Annotated in this window: 16 protein-coding genes; 10 read left to right on the top strand and 6 right to left on the bottom strand. The window is 73.4% G+C overall.

What is annotated here, in order from left to right:
* Window positions 1-65: 65 nt before the first annotated feature.
* Entirely contained in the window at window positions 66-1799 is a 1734-nt protein-coding gene (gene poxB, locus ABIA36_RS09925; protein WP_369962211.1) for a ubiquinone-dependent pyruvate dehydrogenase, read from the bottom strand.
* 163 nt (window positions 1800-1962) lie between these two features.
* On the opposite strand from poxB, the gene ABIA36_RS09920 reads away from it, so the two are divergent.
* Window positions 1963-2595 (top strand): ScbR family autoregulator-binding transcription factor, encoded by a 633-nt coding sequence (locus ABIA36_RS09920; RefSeq protein ID WP_369962210.1) that lies wholly within the window; start codon window positions 1963-1965, stop codon window positions 2593-2595.
* A 180-nt stretch (window positions 2596-2775) separates the two neighbouring features.
* Entirely contained in the window at window positions 2776-3204 is a 429-nt protein-coding gene (locus ABIA36_RS09915) for a DUF3566 domain-containing protein (protein WP_369962209.1), read from the top strand.
* On the opposite strand, the gene ABIA36_RS09910 is transcribed toward ABIA36_RS09915, so the two are convergent.
* Window positions 3185-3847: a TetR/AcrR family transcriptional regulator C-terminal domain-containing protein gene (locus tag ABIA36_RS09910; RefSeq protein WP_369962208.1), complete on the bottom strand. Its 663-nt coding sequence runs from the start codon at window positions 3845-3847 to the stop codon at window positions 3185-3187. The genes ABIA36_RS09915 and ABIA36_RS09910 overlap by 20 nt on opposite strands.
* Before the next feature lie 198 nt (window positions 3848-4045).
* Here ABIA36_RS09910 and ABIA36_RS09905 point away from each other — a divergent pair, with 198 nt between their 5' ends.
* Genes ABIA36_RS09905 through ABIA36_RS09875 form a run of 7 tightly spaced genes read left to right on the top strand, consistent with a single transcriptional unit; the run spans window position 4046 to window position 9504 of the window.
* Window positions 4046-4597 carry a biotin transporter BioY gene (locus ABIA36_RS09905; protein ID WP_369963732.1) on the top strand — a complete coding sequence of 184 codons (552 nt, stop codon included), beginning with the start codon at window positions 4046-4048 and terminating at the stop codon, window positions 4595-4597.
* The gene (locus ABIA36_RS09900; protein WP_369962207.1) at window positions 4594-5712 is read left to right on the top strand and encodes an AMP-binding protein; all 1119 of its coding nucleotides are present in this window, start codon (window positions 4594-4596) and stop codon (window positions 5710-5712) included. Before ABIA36_RS09905 ends, ABIA36_RS09900 begins: the two co-directional genes overlap by 4 nt.
* Window positions 5702-6823, top strand: coding sequence for an acetyl-CoA C-acyltransferase (locus tag ABIA36_RS09895; RefSeq protein WP_369962206.1), 1122 nt, complete (start codon window positions 5702-5704; stop codon window positions 6821-6823). Before ABIA36_RS09900 ends, ABIA36_RS09895 begins: the two co-directional genes overlap by 11 nt.
* The gene (locus ABIA36_RS09890; protein WP_369962205.1) at window positions 6820-7521 is read left to right on the top strand and encodes an energy-coupling factor ABC transporter ATP-binding protein; all 702 of its coding nucleotides are present in this window, start codon (window positions 6820-6822) and stop codon (window positions 7519-7521) included. Before ABIA36_RS09895 ends, ABIA36_RS09890 begins: the two co-directional genes overlap by 4 nt.
* A complete protein-coding gene (locus tag ABIA36_RS09885) occupies window positions 7515-8126 on the top strand; it encodes an energy-coupling factor transporter transmembrane component T (protein WP_369962204.1) in 612 nt (203 codons plus the stop codon). The genes ABIA36_RS09890 and ABIA36_RS09885 overlap by 7 nt, the downstream gene beginning before the upstream one ends.
* A complete protein-coding gene (locus ABIA36_RS09880; protein WP_369962203.1) occupies window positions 8123-8581 on the top strand; it encodes a CHY zinc finger protein in 459 nt (152 codons plus the stop codon). The genes ABIA36_RS09885 and ABIA36_RS09880 overlap by 4 nt, the downstream gene beginning before the upstream one ends.
* Window positions 8582-8631: 50 nt before the next feature.
* Entirely contained in the window at window positions 8632-9504 is an 873-nt protein-coding gene (locus ABIA36_RS09875) for a LysR family transcriptional regulator (protein ID WP_369962202.1), read from the top strand.
* 43 nt (window positions 9505-9547) lie between these two features.
* Here the strand turns inward: ABIA36_RS09875 and ABIA36_RS09870 are convergent, their stop codons facing one another.
* The 3 genes from ABIA36_RS09870 to ABIA36_RS09860 form a co-directional block, all read right to left on the bottom strand.
* Window positions 9548-10015, bottom strand: coding sequence for a hypothetical protein (locus ABIA36_RS09870; protein ID WP_369962201.1), 468 nt, complete (start codon window positions 10013-10015; stop codon window positions 9548-9550).
* 106 nt (window positions 10016-10121) lie between these two features.
* Window positions 10122-10691, bottom strand: coding sequence for a TetR family transcriptional regulator (locus ABIA36_RS09865; protein ID WP_369962200.1), 570 nt, complete (start codon window positions 10689-10691; stop codon window positions 10122-10124).
* A gap of 126 nt (window positions 10692-10817) precedes the next feature.
* Window positions 10818-11297, bottom strand: a complete 480-nt coding sequence (locus tag ABIA36_RS09860) for a hypothetical protein (protein ID WP_369962199.1) — start codon at window positions 11295-11297, stop codon at window positions 10818-10820.
* Window positions 11298-11410: 113 nt separating this feature from the next.
* On the opposite strand from ABIA36_RS09860, the gene ABIA36_RS09855 reads away from it, so the two are divergent.
* Window positions 11411-12592: a toxic anion resistance protein gene (locus tag ABIA36_RS09855; RefSeq protein ID WP_369962198.1), complete on the top strand. Its 1182-nt coding sequence runs from the start codon at window positions 11411-11413 to the stop codon at window positions 12590-12592.
* On the opposite strand, the gene ABIA36_RS09850 is transcribed toward ABIA36_RS09855, so the two are convergent.
* Window positions 12585-12830 carry a hypothetical protein gene (locus ABIA36_RS09850; protein WP_369962197.1) on the bottom strand — a complete coding sequence of 82 codons (246 nt, stop codon included), beginning with the start codon at window positions 12828-12830 and terminating at the stop codon, window positions 12585-12587. The genes ABIA36_RS09855 and ABIA36_RS09850 overlap by 8 nt on opposite strands.
* Window positions 12831-12858 lie beyond the last annotated feature (28 nt).

Here is a 12858-nt window from a genome sequence, read left to right as displayed (position 1 = left end):
CTCGGCGGTTTTGGGCTGACTTTTCGCGTACTCGACGGTTGGGCGGGTGCGGGAGGGGGAGACGGTCAGTCGAAGAGGCGGCGGAAGACGTTCGTGTCGGCGAGGTCGATGAGTTCGTCGCCGCGACCGGACATGATGGTGCGGATCGCGTAGAGGGTGAAGCCCTTCACCTGCTCGGCGGTGATCGCGGGCGGGATGCTGAGCTCCTGGCGCGCGGTGACGACATCCACGAGGGCCGGGCCGTCGTGCGCGAACGCGGTGCGCAGCGCGCTCTCCAGCTCGTCCGGCTTCTCGACCCGCTGGCCGTGGATGCCGATGGCATGCGCGACGCGGGAGAAGTCCGGGTTCTCCAGCCCCGTGCCGTAGTTGACGAAGCCCGCGGCCTTCATCTCCACCTCCACGAAGTTCAGGGAGGAGTTGTTGAAGACCACGATCTTGACCGGCAGCTTCCTCTGCACGAGCGTCAGCAGCTCGCCCATCAGCATCGCCAGGCCGCCGTCGCCCGCGAGCGCCACCACTTGCCGCCCCGGGAACGCCGCCTGGGCGCCGATCGACTGCGACAGGGCGTTCGCCATGCTGCCGTGGTTGAACGAGCCGATCAGCCGGCGCGAGCCGTTCATCCGCAGGTAGCGCGCCGCCCAGACCACCGGCGAGCCGACGTCCGGGATGAACACCGCGTCCTCGCTGGACAGCTCACTGATCAGCCGGGCGACGTACTGCGGGTGAATGGGCGTGCGATTGCGGTCGTTGACGGCCAGCTCGTCGAGGCTCTTGCGCGCCTTCAGATAGTGCGAGCGGGACGCGTCGAGGTGCTTGGTGTCGTTCCGGTCGGCGAGCAGCGGGAGGAGCGCCTCCACGGTGTCCTTGACGCTGCCGACCAGGCCGAGGTCGATCGGCGTGCGCCGGCCGAGGTTCTCGCCGCGGAGGTCGACCTGGATGATCTTCGCCTTCGACGGATAGAACTGCTGATACGGGAAGTCGGTGCCCAGCATGAGCAGCGCGTCGCAGGCCTCCATCGCCCGGTACCCGGAGGAGAAGCCGAGCAGGCCGGTCATGCCGACGTCGTACGGGTTGTCGTACTCGACGAACTCCTTGCCGCGCATGGCGTGCACGACCGGGGCCCGCAGCGCGCTCGCGATGTCGATGAGCTGCGGGTGCGCGCCCTCGACGCCGGCTCCGGCGAGGATGGTGACCTTCTTCGCGGCGTTCAGGATGTCGGCGGCGGCCTTCAGCTCGCCGTCGGCCGGCCGCGTGACGCGCGGCGAGTAGACGATCGGGGCGGACGGCGTGCGGCCGACGCTCTCCGCCAGGAGGATCTCGCCCGGGATGACCACGACCGCGACGCCGCGACGCTCGATGGCCGTGCGCATCGCGATCTCCAGCACGCGCGGCATCTGCTCGGGGAGGCTGACGAGCTCGGTGTAGACCGCGGCCTCCCGGAACAGGTCCTGCGGGTGGGTCTCCTGGAAGTAGGTGCTGCCGATCTCGGGCCCCGGGATCTGAGCGGCGATGGCAAGCACCGGCACGCGGCTGCGGTTGGCGTCGAAGAGGCCGTTGATGAGGTGGAGGTTGCCCGGGCCGCAGCTTCCGGCGCACACGGCCAGCTCGCCGGTGAGGGCAGCCTCCGCCCCCGCCGCGAACGCCGCGGCCTCCTCGTGCCGGACATGCTCCCAGGTCACGTCGCCGGCGCGGCGGAGGGCGTCGGTGAAGCCGTTGAGCGAGTCGCCGGGGATGCCGTACACGCGCTTCACGCCCGCCTCACGGATGATCTGGACGATGGTGTCTGCGACGGTGGTCATGCGGCGTCCTCCTCGGTCGGCGTGGCTGCGACGGGTGATCCGGCTAACAGGCTCACGCTACTCCGCGGGGGCCGCCGCGTCTGGTCCCGTTCCCTGTCGAACGGCGTCCCGACCGAATCCATGCATCACGCACAGAGGCGGTCGGCACTACTGTGTTCAGGTCATGGTCACGCAGAATCGCGCCATCGCCACCCGCGACGCCATCCTCCGGGGTGCGGCCGAAGTGTTCGGCGCGCGCGGCTACGGGCTGGCCTCCATCTCGGACATCGCGAAGACGTCCGGGCTCACGAAGGGCGCGCTGTACTTCCACTTCGCGTCGAAGGACGAGCTCGCACTCGCGGTCATCGCCGAGCAGCACCGCCGCACGATGGAGGCGTCCGCCGCGATCCTGGCGGAGGGCCGGCCGGCGCTGGAGTCGCTCGTGCTGCTCTGCCGGAGTCTCGGGCGGCAGCTCCAGGAGGACCCGGTGGTCCAGGCCGGCATCCGGCTGACCACCGACGTCGGGACGGCCGACCAGGCGATCGTGGAGCCGTACGAGGACTGGTTCCGGTCGATCGAGGACCTGATCCGGCGGGCGACCGAGGAGGGCGACGTCTCCGAGCGCGTCGACCCGGTGATGTTCGCGCACATGCTGTCGCCGGCGTTCACGGGGGTGCAACTCGTGTCGAGCACGCTGACGGGGCGCGCTGACCTGCTGCAGCGCATCCGGGAGCTGTGGATCGTGCTGCTGCCGGGGATCGTCGCGGAGGGGCGGCTCGACGCGCTGCGGACCCTGCCGGACCTCGTCGTGGAGTGATCCCGGCTCCTTCGCGGAACCGCCCGACCGACATCCCCCCAGTGGTCGCTCTGCGACGTGCACGTCGGTCGGGCGTATCGCCCCCGCACGCTCATAATACATGCATAACCGGTCGATCGGTTTGTTTCGACGCCCTCGCCGTTTCCGACGCCGCGTCGGCGTGTCGGATAGACTCGCCCGATGGGGGAGCCGCGTGAGCGGTTCGAGAACGCACCACCGGGGAGGCTGTCGATGTCGGCACGGACCAAGCAGAAGAAGCGCGCGACGATGCGCCTCGTCTACATCGACTTCTGGTCCGCCCTGAAGATGTCGTTCCTGATCAGCATCGTGCTCGCGGGCCTGACCGTCGTGCTCGCACTGCTCGGCTGGTCCGTGCTCGACAAGGTCGGGGTGGTCGGCTCGATGACGACGTTCCTGGAGAGCATCGCCGGCGCGCAGGGCGCCGCCCTGGTCGCCGGGCTGACCTTCGGCAACGTGATGATGTTCACGCTGGTGGTCTCGCTGCTGGAGGTCATCGTGGTGTCGGCGCTCGGCGCGATCTTCGCGGCGCTGTTCAACCTGGCGACCACCGTCGTCGGCGGGTGGAAGGTCACGTTCGGGAGCGACTGATGCTCTCGGCTGTTGCCCCCTCGGCTGCGGAAGTTTCGGCGGCGCTGCCGTCGCGCAGCCGCTGAAGGCCGCCCACGAGGAGGTCGACCCCGAAGGCGAAGGCCGCGGCGGACTCGCCCTGGTCGAGCGGGTCGGTCGCCTCCCCCGTCGCGACGACGCCGATGCTGTCGAACTGCATCCGCTGCTGCTCGTGGGAGACGTGCCCGAGCACGAAGTGCAGGAGCGCGGTGGCGGCCCGGTCGGCCGTCTCGGCGTCGAAGCCTCCCGACCGGACCGCCGCCTCCAGGCGCTGCTGCGCGGGGGCTGCGCCCAGGCCGAGCGCGGCGGTGCTCGCCACGACCTCCGCGCCGTCGCGGTAGGCGAGAAGGGCGTCGCGGAGGGCGGCCGACTCGGTGCGCACCCGGCCGGGCCAAGGCGCGTCTGCCGGCGTGACGGCGGCGCGACCGACGATGCGGTCGGCGAGCTCGGCCAGGAGGGTCTGCTTGTTCGGGAAGTGCCAGTAGAGCGCGCTGGGCTGCACATCGAGCGCGGCCGCGAGACGGCGCATGGTCAGATCGGGGAGGCCGTAGTCGTCGAGGATGCGCAGGGCCGTCTCGGCGACGTCGTCGCGGCTGTGTCTGCGTGCGCTTTCGTTTCCCGTCACGGTTTCACTATAGTGAACGCTGTTCAGGTGAACAGCGTTCAGGTGAAGGAACCCCCGATGACCGACTCCCCCCGCACGACCCCGGCCGCGCCGACGAGCGCGGAGAACCCAGCCGCCCGGCCCGCGGCCTCCCGCCCCGCGGCACCCCGCCCGGCCCGTCGCGGCATCGACGCGACCGACATCGCGCGCGTCGCCGTCATGGCGGCGATCGTCGCCGTCCTCGGCCTCCCCGGCGGCTTCACCGTGTTCGGCGCGGTGCCGATCACCGCCCAGACGCTCGGCGTCATGCTCGCGGGCGCGCTGCTCGGTCCGTGGCTCGGGGCGCTGTCGATGACCGTGCTGCTCGCCCTCGTCGCCGCGGGCCTCCCCCTCCTGGCGGGCGGGCGCGGCGGCATCGGCGTGTTCGTCGGGCCTTCGGCCGGCTACCTGTTCGGCTGGATCGCCGGCGCCGCGGTGATCGGCCTCATCGTCCACGCCGGCAACCGGAAGCCGGTCGTCTGGCGCACGCTCGTCGGCGTCGTGGTGGGCGGCATCGGTGTCGTCTACGCGTTCGGCATCCCCGTGCAGAGCCTGGTCACCCGCCTCCCCCTCGGCGAGACCGCGCTGACCAGCCTCGTGTTCGTGCCGGGTGACCTCGTCAAGGCGGTGCTCGCGACCGCGATCGTGGCGACGCTGGTCCGTGCGTACCCGCGGGGGTTCCGGCGCACCTGGGCTCCCGCTCCTCGCCGGGACACCGCTGCGGCCGCATGAGTCCGATCGTCCCGCTGCGCGACGACGACCCCGACCTCCTGGACCGGCTCCGGGAGGCGCGGGCGGCCGGCGACGTCCCGCTCGTGGTCGACGGCCGGCGTCCGGCCTCGCACCTGGCCGCGGCGGTGGAGGTTGCGACGCAGGCCGATCTAGGGGGCGCAGACGGGTCCGGCCCGATCGGGTGGGCGACGCTGACCTCCGGCAGCAGCGGTCCACCGCGGATCGTCCTGCGTACGCACGAGTCGTGGGCATCGTCGTTCGCGGCCGTGGCCGAGCTGCTGGGCGGTGGCCGGGCGGTTGCACTTCCGGCCCCGGCCTCCTCGTCGCTGACGCTGTTCTCGCTCGCGCACGCGCTCGACGGCGGCCCGCGGGCGGTGCGGGACGGCGCTGCGGCGGACTGCTTCCACGGCACCCCCGAGTCGCTGCGCCGGCTGCTGGAGTCGGGCGCCGCGTCCGGCATCCGCTCCGCGCTGGTCGGCGGCTCGCACCTCGACGCGACGCTGCGGGCGCGGGCCGAGTCCGAGGAGATGCGCGTGACCGCCTACTACGGCGCGGCGGAGCTGTCCTTCGTCGCCGTCGACCACGGCGACGGGCTGGTGCCGTTCCCGGGTGTCGAGCTGCGCGTGCGCGACGGCGAGCTGTGGGTGCGCTCGCCCTACGTCGCCCGCGGCTACGCCGGTGCGGCCGGCCCGCTGCGGCGCGACGGCGCCTGGGCGACCGTGGGCGACCGGGCCGAGCTCGTGCGCGCGGCGGACGGCGGCGAGCGCGTCCGCCTGCTCGGCCGGGCTGACGGCGCGATCCTGAGCGCCTCCGCCACCATCGTGCCGGACGAGGTGGAGGCCGCGCTGCGGTCGGTTCCCGGCGTCCGCGACGCCGTCGTCTTCGGGCTCCCCACCGGCCGCGTCGGCGCGCTCGTGGCCGCTTTCGTGGAGCCGGACGGCAGCCTCCCGCCACTGGCGTCGCTGCGCGCTGCCGCCGCCGAACGCCTCGCTCCGGCCCACCGTCCGCGCCGCTGGTACGCGGCCGAGCTGCCGCGGACCGCCGCGGGCAAGCCGGCGCGCGCGGAGGCGGTGCGGCGGGTGCTGGACGGGGAGGTGCGGCCGTATGAGAGCTGAGACTCCCGTCGTCATCGCCGCCCGCCGCACCCCGATCGGGACCCGCGGCCGCGCCCTCGCGCACCTGCGCGTGGAGGAGCTGGCCGCCCCCGTCCTCCGCGCCGCCCTGGACGACGCCGCCGCAGCGACGGGCGCGCCGGTCGCCGTCGCGGACGTCGTGCTCGGCAACTGCATGGGCCCCGGGGGCAATCCGGCGCGCGTGGCGGCGCTGGCCGCCGGGCTGGACCCCGCGATCCCGGGTGGCACCGTCGACCGGCAGTGCGGGAGCGGGCTCGCGGCGATCCTGGACGCGGCGGCCGCGATCCGGGGGGGCGACCGGAGGCCGCGGCTCGCCGGGGGTGCGGAGAGCGCCTCCACCGCCCCCGTCCGGTCGGTGGACGGGGTCGCTTACGACCGCGCGCCGTTCGCACCGGAGGGCTTCCCCGACCCGGACATGGTCCGCGCGGCGCAGGACCTGGCCGCGCACGACGGCATCCCCCGGTCGCGCCTCGACGCCCACGCCGCCCGCAGTCACGCGCGCGCCCGCGCCGCGCTGGCGGCCGGACGGTTCGAGGGCGAGTTGGTGCCGCTGGCGGGCCTCGGCCGGGACGACGCGATCGGCGGCGCCGAGCGGCTGCTCACCCGGCTGCCTGCCCTCTTCCCCGGAGGCGCGCTCACCGCGGGCACCTCCACCCGGATCGGCGACGGGGCCGCTGCCGTCGTCGTGGCTCCGGCAGGCGTCGCACCCGGGCTCGCCGTGCGTGCGGGTGCCGTCGTCGGCTGCGACCCCGCGCTGCCCGGGATCGGCGCTGCGCCCGCGATCCTCTCCGCGCTGTCGCGCACCGGCGTCGCCGAGCGCGAGGTGGCGGCATTCGAGCTGGTGGAGGCGTTCGCCTCCCAGAGCATCGCGGTCCTGGAGCGCCTCGGCGTCGCGGAGGACGACCCGCGGGTGTGCGCCGACGGCGGTGCGCTGGCGCTCGGGCACCCATGGGGCGCGAGCGGAGCGGTGGCCGTGGTGCGGCTGTTCAGCAGGCTCGTGCGCGGTGGCGCGCCGGCGGGGACGCTCGGCGTCGCGGCGGCCTCGGTCGGCGGCGGGCTGGGCGTTGCGGCGGTCTTCGAGGTGGTGCGATGAGCGCCCTCCACCTCGACGGCGTCGCCGTCCGCCTCGGCGAGGTCGACGCGCTCCGCGACGTCACCCTCGACCTCGACGGCCGCACGATCGCGGTGATCGGGGAGAACGGGTCGGGCAAGTCCACCTTCGCGCGCCTCCTCGGCGGCCTGGTGCCGGCCTCCGGCGGCGAACTGCGGGTCCTCGGGCTCGATCCCGACCGCCACGCCGCCGAGCTGCGACGGCGGATCGCGATCGTCTTCAGCAACCCGGACGCGCAGATCATCATGCCGACCGTCGCCGAGGACGTCGCCTTCTCGCTCCGGGCCGACCGGCTCGGGCGGGAGGCCACGGCCGCGCGGGTCGACGAGGCCCTCGACCGCTTCGGGCTCACCGACCTGGCCGACCGGCCCTCCCACGACCTCTCGGGCGGCCAGAAGCAGCTCCTCGCGCTGTGCGGCGCATTCGTGCGGCGGCCCGAGCTCGTCATCGCGGACGAGCCCACCGCCTACCTGGACGCCCGCAACGCCCGGCGCGTCTCCGACCACCTGCTGGAGGACGCCGGGCACCGGCTGGTCCTGGTCACCCACGACCTGGCGCTGGCCGCCCGCTGCGACACGGTGGTGCTCTTCGCGGGCGGCACCGCGGTCGCGGTCGGGGAGCCCGGCGACGTCGTGGCGGCGTACGAGCACCTGCTCGCCGAGGGGAGCCTCCCGTGCTGACGCTGTACCGCCCGGGCACGGGGCCGCTGCACCGGATGCCGGCCGGCCCCAAGCTGCTGCTCGTCCTCGCGGCGGTGCTCGCCGTGTCGCTGCTGCCCTCCACCTGGGTCGCCGCCGCGGTCGCCGCGGCACTGCCGGTGGCCGCGTACGCGCTCGCGGGCCTCGGCGACGGCATGCTCGGGATGCGCGAGCTCGCCCGTCAGGTGCTCGCCGTACGCTGGGTGGTCGTGATCACCCTCGCCGGTCAGCTGCTCTTCCTCGGTCCGGAGCCCGCGGTCGCGAACACCGCGCGCGTGGCCTCCGCCGTCGTGCTCGCGGCGCTACTCGTCCTCACAACACGGGTCTCCGACCTCCTGGACGCCGTCGAGCGCGGCCTGCGACCCCTCGGGGCGCTGCGGATCGACCCGGCGCGCGTGGCGCTGCTGCTGACCGTGACGCTCAGCACGGTGCCGGTGCTCGCCGGGCTGGCACGGGACGTCCGCGACGCCCAGCGTGCGCGCGGCGCCCGGGCGGGCCTCCGGGCGTTCGCGGTCCCGTTCCTGGTGCTGGCGTTCAAGCACGCGGACGAGCTGGGCGACGCGTTGACGGCCAGAGGGGTGCGATGAGCGGCGCCTGGGGTGCGATGAGCGGCGCCTGGGGTGCGATGAGCGGCGCCTGGGGTGCGATGAGCGGCGGCTGGGGTGCGATGAGCGGCGGCTGGGGTGCGATGAGCGGCGCCTGGGGTGCGATGAGCGGCGGCGCGGCCGGACCGCGCGTGCTCGGCCCCACTGTGGATGACCAGACCCGCTGCGTCCACTACCGGACCCCGCTCGACGTGATCGCGATCCGGTTCGCCTGCTGCGGCGAGTTCTACCCGTGCCACGCCTGCCACGCGGAGACGGCGGACCATCCGGCGCAGCAGTGGCCGGTCGACCGGCGCGGCGAGCGCGCGGTGCTGTGCGGTGTGTGCACGACGACGCTGGCCATCGCGGACTACCTCGAAGCCGACTCGTGCCCGGAGTGCGGGGCGGCGTTCAACCCGGGGTGCAAGCTGCACACGGAGCTGTACTTCCAGGTGTGATGCGCCCGGTGTGTGCGGGCAGCGGTCCGGCCTGGGCCATGATGGTGTGCATGCGGATCGACGAGATCGCCCACTTCCGGGCGCTGGCGGCGGAGGGCCATCTGGCGCTCGCGGCCGAGACGCTCGGGGTCTCGCAGTCGACCCTCTCGCGCTCCCTCGCCCGGCTGGAGGCGGAGGCCGGCGTCGAGCTGTTCGACCGCCGGCGCGGGCATCTGGAGCTCAACCAGTACGGCGAGATCCTGCTGGCCCACGCCTCACGGGCCGAGGCGGAGCTCGAGACAGCCCGCGCCCGCATCGACGCCCTCCGCGACCCCGCCGCCGGGATCGTCTCCCTCGCCTACGTCTCGTCGTTCGGGAGCTGGCTGCTGCCGCGCGTGGTCAGCGAGTACCGCGGTCTGTTCCCCGACATCCGCTTCGCCCTGCGCGGCGGGACCGCCGACACGGTGCTCGACGCGCTGCGCGAGGGCTCGGCCGACCTGGCGTTCCTCAGCCCCGACCCCCGGGACCCCGACATCGAGTGGGTGCCGCTGACCGCGGAGCGGCTCGTGCTCGGTGTGCCGGAGGGGCACCCGCTCGCCGCGCGCACCGAGGCGTCCTTCGCCGATCTGACGGAGGCCGAGCTGGTCGCGCTGCGCCCGGGGTCGGGCCTGCGGACGATCGCGGACGCCTACTTCGCCGCGCACGGCGAGGTGCTGTCGCCGGTGATCGAGGTGACCGAGCTGTCGACCCTGCGCGCGCTCGTGCGCGACGGAGTCGGCGTGGCGCTCATCCCGGACACGCCGGCGGAGCCCGGGATCGTGCCCGTGCCGCTCGCCGACGAGGCGCAGCGGGTGATCGGGATCGCGCGCAACCGCACCCGCTCGCAGCCGGCGGCGGCGGAACAGTTCGCGCGTTTCGTGCGCGAGGAGCTCACGGCGCTCTGAGCCGCCTCCCCGCCCACCGAGGAGTGTGCGCCGGGTGACGTGGCTACGCGCCGGCGCACTCCGTGCCGACCGCCGTCGACGCGGTCGAGAGGGCCTTGAGCTTGGTGGTGAACACGTTCGTGTCGAGAGTGGACGGGGCGGCCTCCACCTTCTTGATGTAGTCCGCGTAGTCCGAGAAGGCCGCGGCGGCGGCGGACGTCTTGGCCTTCACCTGCGCGTTGGTCACGCCCGCGTCCATGCTCGCGAACGACGACGACATCTCGTCGAGGATCGCCTTGGCCTTCGTCGGGTCGGACATCGCCGACGCCGCCTCGCCCTGCTTCGACGCGAGGTCCCGCATCGTCTTCATGACGACGGCGCATGCCTGAGCGTGGGTCTGGTCCGCGGCGGAGGTGGCGGCGGCCGACGCGGTCGGCGTGGCGGTCCGGTCCGGCCCGGTGGACGCGGAGCACCCGCTGAGCGCGGCGACGAGCGCGATCGAGGCAGTGGCGACGACAGTGATCTTCTTCATTGGTTTCCCCCCAAGTGACGCGGAATGTCCGCAAGCAGGAACGTACCGCACCCGGCGCGTGGCGCCGCACGACATGCTGTCGTGACGGCGGAGAACCTCAGTCGCCCTACGCGACGAGCGCGCCCAGCGCCCTCCACAGCCGATCGATATCGGCTGGGAGCTCGTCGAAGCGCCCGCGCTCCGCCGCGATCAGGTAGGCGCCGAAGGCGCCCTGCACCGCCACAACGGCGACGTCGCGCGGCGTGAGCTCCGGCGGGAGCGCGTCCTCCTGCGCCAGGTAGCCCGCGACGACGCCCACCCAGTGGTCGTAGGGGTCGGCGTCCGGCCCCGGCTGGAGGATGGTCCGCGAGAGCGCCATCGCCGCGCGCACCCGGACGTCCGACGCGAAGATGGCGCCGACCCTCCTGGTCAGCTCGGCGGCCGCCGCCACACCGCGGAGGCCGCGGGCGTCGACATCGGAGACGATCGCCGGCCACTTGTCGTACTTCTCGGCGACGAGGGCCTTCGCGAGGTCGAGCTTCGACCGGAAGTGGAAGTAGACCGCGCCTTTGGTCAGCCCGGTGCGCTCGACGATCCGCTCGAGCCGGGCACCGGCGTAGCCGTGCTGGTCGAATTCGGCGGCGGCGGCGTCGAGGATGGTGGCACGGCTGCGCTCGGCGCGCTCCTGACGTGGCATGGCGGGGGTCTCGATCCGTTCGATGCGGCGGTTCCCCCAGCGGCCAACTCTAACCCGGACCGGCCTCGAGAGGCGGCACGGCACTCGCTCGAGTCGAGACGCGCGTCGGCGAACCGTGCCGAGCGCTCAGCAGGAGTCCGCGAACAGCCGCCGCGGCCGCTCCGGGTCGGCGTCGTCGAACAGCACCGACGCGACCTCGCGCGGGGCGCCCAGCGGGTCCTTGCGTCCGGTGGCGACGAACGACCAGTCGGCGTCGCGCTCCGGGTCGTGCTCGATCCAGACCGAGAAGTTCCAGAAACCGCGCAGCGTCTCGCCGAGCAGGCCGGGGCCGTCGACGACGAGGACGCCCTCCGGCGACGCGGCGCGGAACGGCGTCACCACCTTCGCGCGGAAGTCGTCGGGAGTGACGTGCGCTGTCGCGTGAGTGCGCTCGACGTCCTCGCCGGCCGCGCGCAGGGCCGCGGCGAGCGCATCCGCCGCCGCGGGGAGGTCGGCGCCGGCGACACCGGTGACCGCGATGAATCGCGGGCCGCGCCGGTAGTGCTGGAGGAACTCGGCCGCCAGCCCGTCGAAGAAGGATGCGCGGTCGGTGGTGGTGCTGCCCATGACGCGAGTATCCCACCGGGGTGCGGAGGCTGCCAGGATGCCGGGACCTTACCGTTCACGCAGGTGCGCGGCCTACCCTGGAGGCGTTGCGGTCCTGGTGGGAGGAGAACGACGTGGAAGCGAGCCCTGGAGACGACCTGCAGCCGCCCGAGGCGGTGCCGGAGCTCCCCGACGAGCGCGCGATGGGCATGCTGAGCGTCTCGCTGCAGCGCGAGGCCGAGTTGGACGCCCGCGCCCGCGAGTGGATCCGCGACCTGGCCGCCGCGGAGCCGGGCAGCGAGGCCTTCCGCCGCAAGATCACCGGCTTCTCCCGGCTCGGCGACGCGGAGATGCGTGAGTCGAGCGAGGCCTCCCGGCAACTGTTGAGCCGCCCGGCGACGGCGCTTGCGGCGGCGCGCGGCAAGGCGGTGCGCACGGACCCGCAGTACGGCGTCCTCCGCACCCTCCAGGCGCTGCGGGCGACGGTGAGCGACTTCGACCCCCAGCACACCAGCAGGAGCTACCGGATGCTGGCGCGGATGCCCGGCGGCCGGCGCCTCCGCAAGTACGTGGAGCGGTTCGAGTCGGCGCAGAAGCAGCTCGACCAGATCGTGGTCTCGCTCGACCACGGCGAGGAGTGGCTGCGCCGCGACAACGAGGAGATCGAGAACGAGCGCACGGCGCTCTGGAAGACGACCGAGCGGCTCCACGAGTACGTCACCCTGGCCGCCGCACTCGACCGGGCGACGGTGGAGCGCGCCGACGACCTCCGCCTCACCGACCCGGTGCGGGCCGCGACGCTGGAGAAGGAGGCGCTCTTCCCGATCCGCCAGCGCCGCCAGGACCTCACCACCCAGATCGCGGTGTCCGTGCAGGCCTACCTGGCCCTCGACGTGATCAAGAAGAACAACGTCGAGCTGATCAAGGGCGTCGAACGGGCCAAGACCACCACGGTGTCCGCACTCCGGACCGCCGTCGTGGTCGCGCAGGCCCTGGAGAACCAGCGCCTCGTGATCGACCAGCTCGGCGCCCTCCACCAGAGCACGAACGCCCTGATCGGCCGGACCGGCGAGGTGCTGCGCGACCAGACCGAGCAGATCCAGAAGGAGCAGACCACCTCCGCCGTCGACGCGCAGGTGCTGCAGCGCGCGTTCGACGACGTGTTCGCGACGATGGACGGGATCGACGTGTACCGCGGGCAGGCGATCACGAGCATGTCGCAGACCGTGGACGCGCTGGAGCACCAGGTGGCCCGGTCGCGGAGTTACCTGAAGCGGGCGCGGCCGGACCGGGATCAGGCGGGCCCGGTCAACTGAAGATCGCCCACTCCGTGCGGTCGAGCCGGGTGTTCGCACCGCGCACCCGGAGGTACCAGTAGCGTTCGTCGCGGCGCAGGTAGTGGCCGAGGATCGTGGTGTAGCGCCACTCCCCGTCGACCAGCGTCCAGTGGATCAACGAGATGAACTGATCGTGCCGCAGGTACGGGACGGCCGCGAAGTCGTCCCGCGTGAAGGGCGACGACGGGTGCGCGTCCTCCGTGTTCGCGGTGCTCATACGGCAACGATGACGTGCGGGCGCATGA

The sequence above is a fragment of the Leifsonia sp. EB34 genome, from assembly GCF_041260585.1.
Taxonomy (GTDB): Bacteria; Actinomycetota; Actinomycetes; order Actinomycetales; family Microbacteriaceae; genus Leifsonia.
This window is presented reverse-complemented; position numbering and strand designations above follow the sequence as displayed.